This window comes from Anaerotruncus massiliensis (ex Togo et al. 2026), assembly GCF_900199635.1.
GTDB classification, from domain to species: Bacteria; Bacillota; Clostridia; order Oscillospirales; family Ruminococcaceae; genus Anaerotruncus; species Anaerotruncus massiliensis.
Genome location: NZ_LT962687.1, coordinates 451,534 through 465,783 on the forward strand (window position 1 = coordinate 451,534; position 14,250 = coordinate 465,783).

Annotated in this window: 13 protein-coding genes; 9 read left to right on the forward strand and 4 right to left on the reverse strand. The window is 64.0% G+C overall.

The window, feature by feature from the left end; all coding sequences use genetic code 11:
* Positions 1-100 precede the first annotated feature (100 nt).
* Positions 101-1,144, reverse strand: a complete 1,044-nt coding sequence (locus C1A13_RS02700) for a DUF4349 domain-containing protein (RefSeq protein ID WP_172439137.1) — start codon at positions 1,142-1,144, stop codon at positions 101-103.
* A gap of 149 nt (positions 1,145-1,293) precedes the next feature.
* Positions 1,294-2,844, reverse strand: coding sequence for a D-alanyl-D-alanine carboxypeptidase family protein (locus C1A13_RS02705; protein ID WP_101548836.1), 1,551 nt, complete (start codon positions 2,842-2,844; stop codon positions 1,294-1,296).
* Positions 2,845-3,082: 238 nt separating this feature from the next.
* On the opposite strand from C1A13_RS02705, the gene C1A13_RS02710 reads away from it, so the two are divergent.
* The 9 genes from C1A13_RS02710 to rpiB all read left to right on the forward strand — a co-directional run bounded on the left by C1A13_RS02710 (position 3,083) and on the right by rpiB (position 12,377).
* A complete protein-coding gene (locus C1A13_RS02710; RefSeq protein WP_101548838.1) occupies positions 3,083-4,378 on the forward strand; it encodes an O-acetylhomoserine aminocarboxypropyltransferase/cysteine synthase family protein in 1,296 nt (431 codons plus the stop codon).
* A 25-nt stretch (positions 4,379-4,403) separates the two neighbouring features.
* Complete coding sequence (locus C1A13_RS14605) at positions 4,404-5,078, forward strand: metallophosphoesterase (protein WP_146021671.1); 675 nt, start codon at positions 4,404-4,406, stop codon at positions 5,076-5,078.
* A gap of 89 nt (positions 5,079-5,167) precedes the next feature.
* Complete coding sequence (locus tag C1A13_RS02715; RefSeq protein ID WP_172439138.1) at positions 5,168-6,172, forward strand: LacI family DNA-binding transcriptional regulator; 1,005 nt, start codon at positions 5,168-5,170, stop codon at positions 6,170-6,172.
* A gap of 248 nt (positions 6,173-6,420) precedes the next feature.
* Positions 6,421-7,449, forward strand: coding sequence for a D-allose transporter substrate-binding protein (gene alsB / locus C1A13_RS02720; RefSeq protein WP_101548841.1), 1,029 nt, complete (start codon positions 6,421-6,423; stop codon positions 7,447-7,449).
* Positions 7,450-7,608: 159 nt separating this feature from the next.
* Positions 7,609-9,135, forward strand: coding sequence for a sugar ABC transporter ATP-binding protein (locus C1A13_RS02725; protein ID WP_101548843.1), 1,527 nt, complete (start codon positions 7,609-7,611; stop codon positions 9,133-9,135).
* Positions 9,136-9,152: 17 nt separating this feature from the next.
* The gene (gene alsC / locus C1A13_RS02730; RefSeq protein WP_242970804.1) at positions 9,153-10,127 is read left to right on the forward strand and encodes a D-allose ABC transporter permease; all 975 of its coding nucleotides are present in this window, start codon (positions 9,153-9,155) and stop codon (positions 10,125-10,127) included.
* Between the two features lie 82 nt (positions 10,128-10,209).
* Complete coding sequence (gene alsE, locus C1A13_RS02735; RefSeq protein ID WP_101548847.1) at positions 10,210-10,893, forward strand: D-allulose 6-phosphate 3-epimerase; 684 nt, start codon at positions 10,210-10,212, stop codon at positions 10,891-10,893.
* A gap of 15 nt (positions 10,894-10,908) precedes the next feature.
* Positions 10,909-11,841 carry an allose kinase gene (gene alsK / locus C1A13_RS02740; RefSeq protein WP_101548849.1) on the forward strand — a complete coding sequence of 311 codons (933 nt, stop codon included), beginning with the start codon at positions 10,909-10,911 and terminating at the stop codon, positions 11,839-11,841.
* A 74-nt stretch (positions 11,842-11,915) separates the two neighbouring features.
* On the forward strand, positions 11,916-12,377 hold the full coding sequence (rpiB, locus tag C1A13_RS02745; protein ID WP_101548852.1) for a ribose 5-phosphate isomerase B: 462 nt from the start codon (positions 11,916-11,918) through the stop codon (positions 12,375-12,377).
* 730 nt (positions 12,378-13,107) lie between these two features.
* On the opposite strand, the gene C1A13_RS02750 is transcribed toward rpiB, so the two are convergent.
* A complete protein-coding gene (locus C1A13_RS02750) occupies positions 13,108-13,302 on the reverse strand; it encodes a hypothetical protein (protein ID WP_101548854.1) in 195 nt (64 codons plus the stop codon).
* A gap of 96 nt (positions 13,303-13,398) precedes the next feature.
* A complete protein-coding gene (locus tag C1A13_RS02755) occupies positions 13,399-14,106 on the reverse strand; it encodes a TVP38/TMEM64 family protein (RefSeq protein ID WP_172439139.1) in 708 nt (235 codons plus the stop codon).
* Positions 14,107-14,250 lie beyond the last annotated feature (144 nt).

Consider the following 14,250-nt stretch of genomic DNA (forward strand, 5'->3'; position numbering starts at 1 on the left):
ATGAATTATAGCGCGTTCCCGATAAAAGTCAAGCGGATGCCCGAAAAAACAGCGGCCCCGCTTTCGCGGGGCCGCTGTTTCCATAAATTTTTCAAACGGGTCATTCCTGCGGCTTCTCATTCTCCGGCGCGGGGGAACCCTGCGCCGCAGGGGCTGCGGGCTGCTTGGGAGCCCTTTTCCCGCGGCGCTTTTTGGCGGCGCGCAAAATGGCGCGGACGGCCAGCAGGATCGCGAGGATGATCACGGCCCAGAGGATCAGCAGGGGACCGACCTCGACGACGAAGAGCAGGAGCCCCTGCACCGACGCGACGAGGTGGTTGCCGGCGCGCGTCGCGGCGGCGGAGAGCTTTTCACCGAAGGTCTTGGGCTTGGCGGCCGTCTCCTGGTACTCGACGACCTCGCGGAGGTCCATGTTGAGATAGGAGTAGGTCACCTGCGAATCCATCCGCTTGAGTTGGGCGGTGAGGGATTCGATCTGGTAGCGCACGTCGGAAAGCGCGGTCTGGAGCTGGACGACGTCCTCGAGCTTCTCCGCCTTGGAGAGGATCTCGAGCAGCGACGCCTCCTGCTGCCGCAGGGAATCGAGGCGCGCCTGCGCGTCGAAGTAGCTGTCGGTGATGTCGTCCATATTCTCGCTGCGGGAGACGATATTGCAGAGTCCCCCGACGCCGGCGACCACCTCGTCGAGCTTTTCGGCGGGCACCCGCGCGGTGACCGACGCGCTGCGCTCGTAGTAGCTGCCGCGGTAGCTGAGGCTCCGGCCGTCAACGCTCTGGCTCTCCACATAGCCGCCGGCCCCGCTGACGAGCTCCGAAATCTGCGCGAGCGCCCGCTCGAACTCCATCGTTTCGAGGGAGAGGTAGCTGTGCTTGACGATTTTGCGGCCGGCGAGCGCCTCGTCGGATACCTGCGCGCTCGGTTCGGGCGCTTCGGCCGGGGCCTCCGCCGCGAGCGACTGCATCTGGAAGCCGCCCATATCGGCGGCCGCGTCCTCCGCGTATCCGCCGTATGCGGCGGAGTCCGCCATGGCGGGGGACGGCGTCGCGGCGGCGGTTTTGGGGTACGACGACGCGCCGCAGGCGCTCAGCAGGAGGGAGAGTGCGGCGAGGACGGCAAAAAGCGGGACCCAATGGCTTCGTTTCATTTTTTTGACCTCCCAATTCATCATGTCGGGATATTCCACGCCCCGGCGGGCGGCTTGTGCACGGCCGTTTCAATCAAAAGGTGCGGCGGAAATCCCGTTTTACTGCATGAAAAACGGGATGCCGCGAGGCATCCCGTTTCAAATCCGATTTACCGCTTCTGCTGGGGCGGGCGGCGGCGCTTGGCCTGGTAGCGGCGCTTGTTGTGGTTGCGCACGATCATCAGGGCGATATAGAGGACGATCACGATGATGACGAAGATGAGGATGAACTTGAAGATGAAGTTGCCGAAGAAGGCCTTCACCTTTTCCAGGTAGACGAGCGCGACGCTCGCCTCGACCGTTTCGCCCGCGACGAGGGGCACGCTGCCGACCTCCTCGCCCATGAGCATCAGCTTGACGCGGCCGACCTCCTGCCCCTTTTCGACGGGCGCGTCAATGAAGAGCTCGGTCTTGCCCTTCTGGCCCTTCACCGGGCGCTCGATCGCCTTGTAGATCTCGACCTGCGGCTCGATGTCGCTGCCGGTCACGTCCTTGGGCACGAGGGTGGCGAACTTGTCCGCCGCGAAGAGCTTGATATAGTCGGTGTCCCACGAGAGCCGCACGTTGACCCCCGCGACCTCCTCGCCCACGCTCATGAGCGTCTTGACGCGGAAGCTGTCGAACGCCCAGTCGTAGAGGCGCGCGGTGTCGCGGAAGGCGAGGTTGTTGGCGTAGATTTCGCCGTCGGGGCTGCGGTAGGGCGCGCCCAGACAGACGGCGAGGTAGGTGTAGCCGTCCCGCGTCGCCGTGGAGACAAAGTTGACGACCCCCTGCCCCGGCTCGGGCAGGGTGCCCGTCTTGATGCCGCGCAGGCCCTCGTAGTAGTAGCCGTCGGTGTCGGCGGCGTTGATCATTTTATTGGTGGAGATCCAGGTGATGCCGCTCTCGGGGCCGCCGGTCGGGTAGGCGGTGTAGACCCGGGTGTTGGCGATCTCCATGTAGTCCTCGTTCTGCATCGCGTACTGGGCGATGAGGGCCATGTCATAGGCGGTGGTGTAGTTCTCCTCCCCCTCGATGTAGAGGCCGGTGGGGTTGGAGAAGTGGGTGTTTTTCGCGCCCATCTCCTTGGCCTTCTGGTTCATCATCACGCAGAAGTCCTCGATGCTGCCGTTGCCGACATAGTCGGCCAGCATCATCGCGGCGGCGTTGACCGACTGGGTGAGGGAGCCGTAGAGCAGGTCGCGCAGCGTGAACTGCACCCCCTGGTAGATGCCGCCGTCGCCCGCCTGAAGATTATAGAGATAGTTCTGGATATAGGTCTTGAGCTCGGTGGTCTCGTTGTCGAGGTCGTGGTCGCTCTCGAGCACGACGAGCGCGGTCATGATCTTGGTCAGCGAGGCGGGCTGGATGCGCTCCATCTCGTTGCGGTTGTAGACCGGCTCGCCCGAGTCGACGTTGAGCAGGTAGATGCCCTGCGACTGGTAGAGCTCCTCGTCGGGGGGCACGTAGGGGGAGAGGGAGGCGTCCGGTGAGGCGCTCCCGGCGCCGCCGGACGCGCCGTCCGGAGAGCCGGAGGAGTCCGGCTCCGACGAGGAATTCCCCGATGAGGCTTCCGACGAGCCGGCGGAGGCGCCGTCGTCCTTCGGAGCCGCCAAAAGCGGCGTGGCCAGCATGGTACAGGCGATCGTCATCGCCAGGAGGAATGCGCACCATCTTTTCATTTCAGCTTCCGTTTCCCCGCTGCCGGAGCGGTATCACAAAAGCCGGCTGCTTTGCGGCAGGATTCAAGCAGCGGCGTCAGATCAAATGTGGATTGCCGATTGCGCCCGGTGGCAAATTGTGATAAAATGAACCCGATACATTTTACTAGAATAGCCAATATCTACCCACAGTATACCAAAAGTTCCGACAAAAGAAAAGACAAATTTCGAGGAATTTTGCAGCACGGGAGGAATTGAGATGCTGGATTACGCGGATAAAAATTACGGCTTCGACACGCTGATGGTGCACGCGGGCACCCAGCCCGACCCCGAGACCCATTCGGTGGCGCTGCCCATCTACCAGACGACCGCCTACACCTTCGACAGCACCGAGCACGCGGCGCGGCTCTTTGAGCTCAAGGAGCCGGGCAACATCTACACCCGCCTGAGCAATCCCACCGTCGACGCGCTCGAGCGCCGGGTGGCCGCGCTCGACGGCGGCATCGGCGCGCTCGCCTTCGCGTCGGGGCACGCGGCGATGGTCCACACCTTTTTGAACCTCGCGGGCGCGGGGGACGAGATCGTCTCCTCCATCTGCATCTACGGCGGCGCGATCAACATGATGGGCGTCACCCTCGGGCGGATCGGCGTCAAGGTGAAATTCGTCGACCCGGGCGACCTCGGCGCCTGGGAGGCGGCCGTCACCGACCGCACCAAGGCGTTTTTCGTCGAGGCGATCGGCAACCCCAACGCGAACGTGGCGGACATCGAGGCGATCGCGGCGATCGCCCACCGGCACGGCGTCCCGATGATCGTCGACTCGACCTTCACCACCCCCTACCTGCTGCGCCCCATTGACTACGGCGCGGACTACGTCGTCCACTCCGCCACCAAGTTCCTCGGCGGCCACGGCACCGCCATGTGCGGCATCGTGACCGACGCGGGCACCTTCGACTTCAACGGCAATCCCCGTTTCCCGCTCTACACCGAGCCGGATGTCAGCTACCACGGGGTCGTCTTCGCCAAGGACTGCGGCAACGCGGGCTTCCTCTCCCGGCTGCGCGCCATGATGCTGCGCGACCTCGGCGGCTGCTGCGCGCCGCTGAGCGCCTTCCTCATCATGCAGGGCATCGAGACCCTCTCGCTGCGCATGAGGCACATCTCCGAGAGCGCCCTCGCGATCGCCGAACACCTCGAAAGCCACCCCGACGTGGCGTTCGTCAACTATCCGGGCCTCAAGTCCAGCCCCTATTACCCGCTTGTGCGGAAATACCTGCCGAAGGGCGCGGGCGGCGTCTTCACCTTCGGGCTCAAGGGGGGCCGCGAGCGGGGCGCGAAGCTCATCGACTCGCTCGAACTCATCCTGCACGTCACCAATGTCGGCGATTCCCGCACCCTCATCAGCCACCCGGCCTCCACCACCCACAGCCAGCTCTCCGACGAGCAGCTCGCCGAGAGCGGCATCACGCCGGAGACCGTCCGCCTGTCGGTGGGGCTGGAGGACCCGGCGGACCTGATCGCCGATCTCGACCGGGCCATCGCGGCCGCGAAATAACCGCCATCCACGGGGGAAACGATCTATGATTTATGTGACGGGAGATGTCCACGCCGACCTCGGCCGCTTCAAGGGAAAGGCCGCCAAAAAGCTCAAAAAGGGCGACACGCTGATCGTCTGCGGCGATTTCGGCTTTGTGTGGGACGGCTCCAAGAAGGAACAGCGGGTGCTCAAATGGCTGGGCAAGCGCCGCTACAACGTCCTCTTCGTCGAGGGCACCCACGACAACCTCGACCTGCTCGCGGGTTACCCGGTCGTCGACTTCTGCGGCGGGAAGGCGCGGCAAATCAGCGGCAAATGCCACCAGCTGCTCCGCGGCGAGATCTACACGATCGAAAGCGACGAGGTCTTCACCTTCGGGGGCGGGGAGAGCTCCGATTCGGACGCGCGCGTCCCCGGCGCGAGCTGGTGGCCGGGCGAGTTGCCCGACCCGGAGGAGCTCGCGCACGCGCGGGAGAACCTGGCGGCCCGCGGCAACGTCGTCGACTACATCATCACCCATTCGGCCTCCAACACGGTCAACGGGTTCCTCAACATGGACCGCGACCACGTGAACCAGCTGGAGGCGTTCCTCGACGAGGTCTCCCAGACGGTGCGCTACAAGCACTGGTTCTTCGGGAGCATCCACCTCGACAAGGTCATCCCGCCGATGTACCACGCCGTCTACCAGGAGATTCTGCCCCTCAAGGGGATGAAATAGCGAAAGCCGCGGGGGACTTGCAAAACGCCCGCACAGCGCGTATACTGTTCGGAAATGAGCGTTTCCGGCGCGGATCGGGAGGGACAGGTGTGGAAAAAGCCAAAAGCATCAAGGAGATCGCCCGGCTGGCCGGCGTTTCGACCGCAACGGTCTCCCGCGTCATCAACCAGAACGGGCGGTTCTCCAAGGAGACGGAGGAGCGGGTGCTCCGGGTCATCCGGCAGAACGACTACACCCCGAACATGAGCGCCAAGGGGCTGCGCACCAGCCGCACGCGCGTCATCGGCGTGGTGGTGCCGGACATCACCAACCCGCATTTCGCCAACGTGGTGCTCCACCTTGAGATGGAGTTCACCCGGCGGGGCTACTCCTGCCTGATCTGCAACACCAACGAATCCTCCTCGCTGGAAAAGAAGCACATCCGGTCGCTGACCGCCCAGAACGTCAGCGGGATCGTGCTGATCTCCAGCACCCGCAACTACACCGAGCTGGACAGCCTGCCGGTGGTCTACGTCGACCGCCCCTCCCGCAGCGAAAAGGAGCGCGGGGAGGGCGTGATGATCGAGTCGGACAACACCCAGGGGGGCTACCTCGCCACGCGGGAGCTGCTGGGCGCGGGCTGCCGGCACATCCTCATCCTCAAATGCCTCGGCAACGACTCCAACCAGCTCGCCCGGTACAGGGGCTTCCAGCGGGCGATCGGGGAGGCGGGCGTGGAGGAGGAAGAGGCCCTGCGCATCAACCTCGACGCCGTCTCGATCGACGGCGCGCGCAAGGCGGTCGCCGACCTGCTCGACGGCGGGGTGGCGTTCGACGCCGTCATGTCCACCACCGACACGATGGCCGCGGGAGCGGTCATCGCGCTGCGCGAGCACGGGCTTTCGGTGCCGCGCGACGTCTTGGTGACCGGGTTCGACGACTGCCAGCTCGCCGAGGCGTGCGGCCCCGGGCTCACGAGCGTGCACCAGGACGTGGCGGAGATGTCGCGGCTGGCCACCGAGCTGCTCTTCCAGATGATGCGCGGGGAGCGCCCCGAGCGCAGCCACTACCGGCTGCCCGTGACGCTGACGGTGCGGAATTCCACCCGCCGGTGACGGGAAAAAGGTGATCAAACGGGCGCCGCCTTTGGGCGGCGCCCGTTTTTTGTTACGCTTTTGTAATCAATCCGGGTAATTTGCACAAGATGAGCAAACGATTACCCATCAAATCGATGAAATTGATTCCACGCGGTTGACATTCAACTGGCGAAATATTATATTTGGGATGCAGTGAGAAAACGATTACCCGTTTTCGACACTTTCCGCCCCGACCGGGACGGGACAACATGTTAGGAGGAAATTCAATGAAAAAGATCATCGCGATTCTTTTGGCTATGGCAATCGGTCTGAGCCTGGCGGCCTGCGGGTCCACCCCCGCCCAGCCTTCCCAGCCCGCGGCTGAGGCTTCGAGCACCGACGCGGCTCCCGCCGAGAGCGCCCCGGCCGCCGAGGGCAAGGCGGAATACGCCGTTGTCCTGAAGGTTCTCTCCAGCCAGTTCTGGCAGACCATGCGCGACGGCATCCAGGCCGAGGCCGACAAGATGGGCATCAAGGTCGACATCTACGCCGCCAACACCGAGGACGACGTCGAGGGACAGGTCACCCTGCTCGAGAACGCCATCTCCACCGGCTATAAGGCGATCGGCGTGGCTCCGATCTCCGACGTGAACCTGAACAACGCGATTGCTGATGCGACCTCCAAGGGCATCAAGATCGTCAACATCGACGAGAAGGTCAATATGGACGCGCTCGCCGAGCTGGGCGGCGCCTGCACCGCTTATGTCGCCACCGACAACGTGGCGGTCGGCAAACTCGGCGCCGAGTACCTGATCGAGCAGATCGGCGGCGCCGGTGAAGTCGCCATCGTCGAGGGCAAGGCCGGCGCGGTTTCCGGTGAGAACCGCCGCGACGGCGCGAAGGCCGCCTTTGAAGCCGCGGGCCTCACGATCGTTGAGAGCCAGCCGGCCGACTGGGACCGCACCAAGGCGTATGACGTCGCCACCAACTACATCACCGCGCATCCCGACCTCAAGGCGATCTACTGCTGCAACGACACCATGGCGATGGGCGTGCAGGAGGCTGTCGAGGCTTCCGGCAAGGACATCAAGGTCTGCGGCACCGACGGCAACGACGATGCGATCCAGTCCGTCGCGGACGGCAAGCTCGCCGCCACCGTCGCGCAGGACCCCGCCGCCGTCGGCGCGAAGGGCCTGCAGCTGATGGTCGAGGCCGTTGAGAACGACGCGGCGATGGAGCCCGGCGCCGAAGTCCCGGTCTACGGCATCGACGCGATCCTCATCACCAGCGAGAACGCCTCCGAGTATATCAAGTAATCACCCGACGCAGACGCGCCGCCGCCGCCCCGCAGGGGGCGGCGCTGCGTCAGGCGCTGCGAGTGGCAGGCACCGCGCCCCCGGCGGGGCGCCTGCCCAGCTGACCGCGTCTGGCGGCGGTGCCGGAAATGATCATCTCTTTGAAAGGGGAGGGCGCGATTGGAACCCATCATCCAAATGAAAGAAATCACCAAACGCTTTCCTGGCGTTGTGGCGCTGGACCGCATCAACTTTGACGTGCGCCCCGGCGAGGTGCATGTCCTGCTGGGAGAGAACGGCGCCGGGAAATCGACCCTGATGAAGGTGCTCAGCGGCGCCTACAGGCCGGACGGTGGGACCATCGTGCTGGAGGGCAAGGAGTATTCCCACCTCACGCCGCACCTGTCCGCCGAGGGCGGCATCAGCATCATCTACCAGGAGCTGAGCGTGGTCAACTGGCTGGACATCCGCGAAAACATCTTCATGGGCCGCCTGCCGATGAAGCACGCGGGCCCGCTGGCCGTGGTCGACTACGCCGAAATGAACGCACGCACCGAGGAACTGCTCAAAAAGGTCAACCTCACGAACCGCAAGCCGACCACCAGCGTGGGCGACCTGAGCATCAGTGAAAAGCAGATGGTCGAGATCGCCAAGTCGGTTGCCTTTAACGCGAAGGTCATCGTCATGGACGAACCGACCTCCTCGCTGACCGAGGAGGAGGTCCAGAAGCTCTTCGTCATCATCCGCCAGCTCAAGGAAGAGGGCAAGGGCGTGGTGTTCATCTCCCACAAGCTCTCCGAGATCGCCGAAATCGGCGACCGCATCACGATCATGAAGGACGGCGGCTATGTGGGCACCTACCAGGTGGCCGACCTCACCACCGACGACATGGTCCGGCTGATGGTCGGACGCGAGATCAAGGGCACCTACCAGCACAAGCCGGAGGAGCACTACGAATTCGGCGACGTGATGTTCGAATGCAAAAACCTCACCCGCAAGGACGGCAGGGCGAAGGACATCTCCTTCAGCCTGCGCCGGGGCGAGATCCTCGGGTTCTCGGGGCTCGTCGGCGCGGGGCGCAGCGAGACGATGTGCGCCATCTACGGCGCCGCGCCCAAGGCCTCGGGCGAAGTGTGGCTCGAAGGCAGGCGGCTCACGATCAAGAACCCCTACCAGGCGTTGCGCCAGGGGATCGGGATGGTGACCGAGAACCGCCGTGAAACGGGCTTTTTCCAGAACTTCAGCAACAAGCGCAACATCTCCATCGCCTACCAGCTCAAGCGCTCCTCCCTCGACGGGATGCTGGGGCTGACCAACAACGCCGAGGAGCAGCGGCTCGCCGAAAAGGAGCGCGCGGACATCCAGATCAAATGCGCCTCCCTCGAGCAGCTCACCTCGCAGCTCTCGGGCGGCAACCAGCAGAAGGTCATCCTCGGCAAATGGATGGCGGCCGGCGTCAAGCTGCTCATCTTCGACGAGCCCACCAAGGGCATCGACGTCGGGACCAAGAGCGAGATCTACAAGCTGATGCGCGGGCTTGCCGACGGAGGAATCGGGGTCATCGTGGTCTCCAGCGAAATGCCGGAGCTGCTCGGCCTCTGCGACCGGATCGCCGTCATGGCGGACGGCAGGATCACAGAAATCTACGAAGTGGCGGACGCGACCGAGGAAAAGCTCGCGAAGGCCGCTACCGGCGAAACTGCATGACACGGGAGGAGAGCAAGTTGAAAACGATCACGAAACGGTCCTTCACCTTCAGCGATTACTGGGATCGCTACAGCACGATCACGATCCTCGCGATCATGGTCGTCGTATTCGGAATCCTGCGGCCCACCACCTTTTTGACGGGCGGCAACCTCGTCAAGGTGATGGAGCAGAGCTCGATCACCATCCTGCTGGGCCTGGGCGAATTCTTTGCCATCCTGCTCGGCGGCATCGACCTGAGCGTCAGCTCGATCATGGCCCTCTCCGGCGCGCTCACCGCGCAGCTGATGGTCAACGCCGGGTTTCACCCGGTCGTCGCCATCCTCGTCGGCGTGCTGCTGTTCGGCGCCTTCATCGGCTTCTTAAACGGCGTGCTCGTCACCGCCACCGGCCTGCCCCCCTTCATCATTACGCTGGGCACCCAGGCCATCCTGCGCAGCCTCGTCTACATCATCACCGACGCGCGCGCCGTCTCCGGCCTGCCGGTGGCTTTCTCCAAGACGATGGGCGGCAAGCTGTTCGGCGTCGTCCCGGTGCCCATCCTCGTGGCGCTCATCACCGCGACGGTGCTCACCTTCCTGACGACCAAATGCCAGTGCGGCCGCAACCTCTACGCCCTCGGCGGCAACTCGCAGTCCGCCTGGTACGCCGGCATCACCGTCAAAAAGCACACCATCCTCGCGTTCTCGATCTCGGGCGTCTGCGCGGCGCTGGCCGGCATGGTCAACATCGCCCGCCTCGCCGCCGCCGAGCCCAACGCCGGCACCGGCTACGAGACCTTCGCCATCGAGGCCGTCATCATCGGCGGCGCCTCCTTCTTCGGCGGCGTCGGCAAGATCCCCAAAGTCGTCATCGGCGGCCTGATCATCGGCGTCATCAACAACGGCCTCAACATGGTCGGCGTCTCCAGCTACTACCAGCAACTGGCGATGGGCTGCCTGCTCATCCTGGCCGTGACCCTCGACCGGTTCTTCGGCGCGAGCAGGAAGAACTGACCGGCGCGCTCCCGATTTTCCCCACTCCCGCCCCGCCCGCCGGGGCGGGGGACCTATAGATTTGTCGGAGGTACTTGTTATCATGAAACCTGAATTTTCCGTGAGCCTGATGTGCATGGATTTCCTGGACATCAAGCATCAGATCGAGGTGCTCGACCAGAAGGCCGACGGCTACCACATCGATATCATGGACGGCCACTACTGCAAGAACATCACCCTCAGTCCCGATTTCATGCGGGCCTGCGCGCGGGTGGCGAAAAAGCCGATGGACGTCCACCTGATGACCACCAACCCCAACGACTGGATCGACGCCTGCGCCCAGGCGGGCGCGGCGCTCATCAGCCCCCACGCGGAGACGATCAACACCGACTGCTTCCGCACCCTCAACCACATCAGGGACGCGGGCTGCAAGGTGGGCGTCACCCTCAACCCGGCGACCCCGCTCTCCTATTGCAAGCACTACCTCAACCGCATCGACGTGCTCACGCTGATGACGGTGGACGTGGGCTTCGCGGGGCAGCCGTTCATCACCGAGATGCTCGACAAGATCGCCGAGGCCAAGCGCCTGCGGGAGGAAAACGGCTGGCATTACCGGATCATGATCGACGGCTCCTGCAATAAGAAAACCTTCAAGCGGCTCTATGACGCGGGCGCGGAGACCTTTATCCTCGGCACCTCGGGGCTCTTCAGCCTGGACGCGGACCTCGCGGCCGCATATGACAAGATGAAAGGACAGTTTGAGGAAGAAACCGGCGTCAAACTGTGAACGGGAGGCCAGACCATGAACGGATCGGAAGCGTATGTGCTCGGGATTGATATCGGCGGCACGAATATGCGGTTCGGCCTGGTGGACGGGTCGCACCGGCTGTCGGCGTTCGAGCGGCAGAGCACGCGGGATACCTTCCTGGAGGACTGCGACCCCGCGCAGAAGCTGGCCGCGTGCATCCGCGGCTACTGCGGGCGCAACCTCGGCGGAAAGATGCCCAAGGCCGTCTCGATCGGCTTTCCCTCCACCATCAACCGCGCGCGCACCGTCGTGGTGCAGACCCCGAACATCGCCTGCATCCCGGACGATTTCGCCGTCGTCGACGCGCTCGAATCCGCGCTCGGCATCCCGGTCTTCATCAACCGGGACGTCAACTACCTGCTGCTCTTCGACCTCGAGGACCTCGGCGTCACCGCGCAGGACTGCGTGGCGGGCATCTATTTCGGCACCGGCATCGGCAACGCCGTGATGGTCAACGGAAAGATCCTGCTGGGCCGCAACGGCGTCGCCGCGGAGCTCGGACACCTGCCCGTCTACGGCAACAAGCGGGTGTGCATGTGCGGCAATGTGAGCTGTATGGAGACGGTCGTCTCGGGCATCGCGCTCGAACGGATCCAGGCGCAGCATTTCCCCGGCACCCCGATCAACCAGCTTTTCGCCCGGCACATGGATTCCTGCGTCATGCAGGACTTCCTCGAGGGCATGGGACAGGCGGTCGCGGCGGAGGCCAACCTCTTCGACCCCGACTGCGTCATCCTGGGGGGCGGCCTGCTCCAGATGGAGGGCTTCCCGCGCGGCGCACTGGAGGAAGCGGTGCACCGCTACGCCCGCAAGCCCTACCCCGAGCGGACGCTCGACCTCCGCTATTCGCGTCCCAACCAGGCCAACGGCCCGGTCGGCGCGGCCATCTACGCCGAAAAGCGGCTGGCGGACCCCAGCTACCTGTAAACGAAACAAAACAGCCCGGGCGGCGCGGTTTTGCGCGGGCCCGGGCTTGTGATTTCAGAATGGAGGAACTCGCCATGAAACTTGCCATTGGAAACGACCACGTCGCGGTCGAGATGAAACGGGAGATCAAGGCCTATCTCGAGGAGAAGGGCATCGAGGTCGTCGACGTCGGCACCAACAGCACCGAGCGGTTCAACTACCCCGTCAGCGGCTACAAGGTCGCGAAGCTGGTGGCCGCGGGCGAGGTCGACGGCGGCGTGCTCATCTGCGGCACCGGCGTGGGCATCTCGCTGGCCGCCAACAAGGTCAAGGGCATCCGCGCCTGCGTGTGCAGCGAGCCCTATTCGGCCAAGCTCTCCAAGCAGCACAACAATACCAACATCATCGCCTTCGGCGCTCGGGTCATCGGCGTCGAGACCGCGAAGATGATCGTGGACGAGTGGCTGGGCGCCGCCTATGAGGGCGGCCGCCATCAGGTCCGGGTGGACATGATCTCCGAAATCGAGAATACAGGGGAGCTTGCAGCGGCGAAGTGATTTGCCGCTCGGGGAGCGGCGGAGTTGCCGGGTCCCGCCCCGGCAGGCGGGTTACTTTCTTTGCGCCAAAGAAAGTAACCAAAGAAGGGCGCCAAAGGACCCTCCGCCGGGTCCTTTGGAATCTCCGGGAGTACCTTGCCAGTACCCGCCGGTTGCCGTCACTCCCCACAGGTACACCAGCTGAGGGCTCAATTCAGGTTGCGGGCGCACCCAATAGATGAAGCCGAATGGCTCTCCAAAACCATGCGGCGGAAAACAACGCCCGTTCCGGGCGTTCGCGCGTTTTGCGCGTGCGCGGCGAAGCCGTGCAGTTTTCCGCCTCCCCGTGGGCGCTGCGTGCCACGCAAAAGCGGCCGCACCTCCCCGGAAGCACCCCCGGTACGGTTCCGGAGGCTCGCCGGCAGAGGCATTGCGCCCGCGGCGCGGCGGCGGGCGGGATGCTGTAGGCTCGTCCGCTAATCCGTGGACGGGGCGCCGCCGACTTTGGCCGCAGGCCAACCGGAGGCGGCGCGGGGGTCAAGGGGGCACAGCCCCTTGCGGTTTCTTTCCCCCATTTCTTGTCCGCACAAGAAATGGGGTCGCCGCCGGTCGACTACCGGCAAGCCCTCCGCCTCTCGGGCGGGAAATCTAAGCCCGCCGGGGCGGGACCCGGCAATCCATGCCGCCGAAGGCGGCTCCCCTAAAGCGTCCCGAAGGGATGCGATAAAAGTCCCCTCAACTTCTGGGCGGACTAAACATCCTCATCAGACATGAGGTGAATTCCCTGCCGGATGCCGTCGCGATAGGCTTTCTCGCTGCCCAGTTCGGATAAGAGGTTTAGGTCGTCGATGATGCGCAGAAGCAGTTTGCGGCTTGGCTTGTCAAGTGCCTGTCGAAGCAGCTGCTCGTTACAGGACAGGCGGCATTTAATGCGGTTGCGATCCAAAGCTGTGACCTCCAACAGGATTGTAACAGAAATAGGAGTTCCCGTTAGGGGAAAATCGACCTAATTTAAAAGGCCCGCCAATTGGCGGGCCTTTTGCTACTTCTGTTTTCGGTCGCGGAGCCTTTGCAAGATTTTGGGGCTGAAGATCATGCCGCAGATGCCGATCGCGGCGGCGACGCAGAAGATGACGATGGATTTCCGGTAATCTCCCTCGATGAGGGTGCCGCTCGCGAAGGTGTCGCATAAAATCATCGGGGCGCGCGCGGCCATTGAAATCAGGATAAAGCGCTTGAAGTCGAGCGGGGTGAGGGCGGCGAGATAGGTGAAGACGTCCTTGGGCATCGCGGGGATGAGGTAGAGGATAAAGACGATCTTCTCCAGCTTGCCGGCGTCCCGCAGGAAGGAGAGCTTCTCCTGCTCTTTCCTGGGGAACATCCGGTCGACGACGGGCTGACCGTACCGCTTGACGACGAGGAAGACAATCGTACTGCCGATGAAAATCCCGGCCAGGCAGACGAACAGGCCGCCGAACGCCCCGTAGGTGAGTCCCGCCGCGATCTGGATGGGCAGTGCGGGGATGACGCCCGAAACCACCTGCACCGTCTGGATCCCGATGAGCGCCAGCACGCCGAGCATGCCGAAGGATTGCAGCTTTTCCTGAAAGCGGGCCATGTTCTCCGGCTCCATAAGGCCCTTGATCACCGGGTAGTACCGCCAGGTCAGATAGAGGAGCGCGCCCGCGACGGCCACGGCGGCGACCGCCGTGAGCCGCCACTTCCAGCGGCCCTTTTTCTGCTCGGCCATCGCGGTTCGCATCCTTTCTTCTGGTTTTGCCTCGCCGCTCCCACAAGGAAGCGGAAAACTGCGCGGCGCGCCGCCCGGGGAAGGTCGTATCTCCCCGGACGCACCGGTAAGAGCATTCCGGGGGCTCGCCGGCAGAGGCGTCGA

Excerpts from the sequence above, each read along its gene's own strand:
- C1A13_RS02700 (WP_172439137.1), bottom strand. The coding sequence starts at position 1,144 with ATGAAACGAAGCCATTGGGTCCCGCTTTTTGCCGTCCTCGCCGCACTC.
- C1A13_RS14605 (WP_146021671.1), top strand. The coding sequence starts at position 4,404 with ATGATTTATGTGACGGGAGATGTCCACGCCGACCTCGGCCGCTTCAAG.
- alsE (WP_101548847.1), top strand. The coding sequence starts at position 10,210 with ATGAAACCTGAATTTTCCGTGAGCCTGATGTGCATGGATTTCCTGGAC.
- C1A13_RS02710 (WP_101548838.1), top strand. The coding sequence starts at position 3,083 with ATGCTGGATTACGCGGATAAAAATTACGGCTTCGACACGCTGATGGTG.
- alsK (WP_101548849.1), top strand. The coding sequence starts at position 10,909 with ATGAACGGATCGGAAGCGTATGTGCTCGGGATTGATATCGGCGGCACG.
- rpiB (WP_101548852.1), top strand. The coding sequence starts at position 11,916 with ATGAAACTTGCCATTGGAAACGACCACGTCGCGGTCGAGATGAAACGG.
- C1A13_RS02755 (WP_172439139.1), bottom strand. The coding sequence starts at position 14,106 with ATGGCCGAGCAGAAAAAGGGCCGCTGGAAGTGGCGGCTCACGGCGGTC.
- C1A13_RS02705 (WP_101548836.1), bottom strand. The coding sequence starts at position 2,844 with ATGAAAAGATGGTGCGCATTCCTCCTGGCGATGACGATCGCCTGTACC.
- alsB (WP_101548841.1), top strand. The coding sequence starts at position 6,421 with ATGAAAAAGATCATCGCGATTCTTTTGGCTATGGCAATCGGTCTGAGC.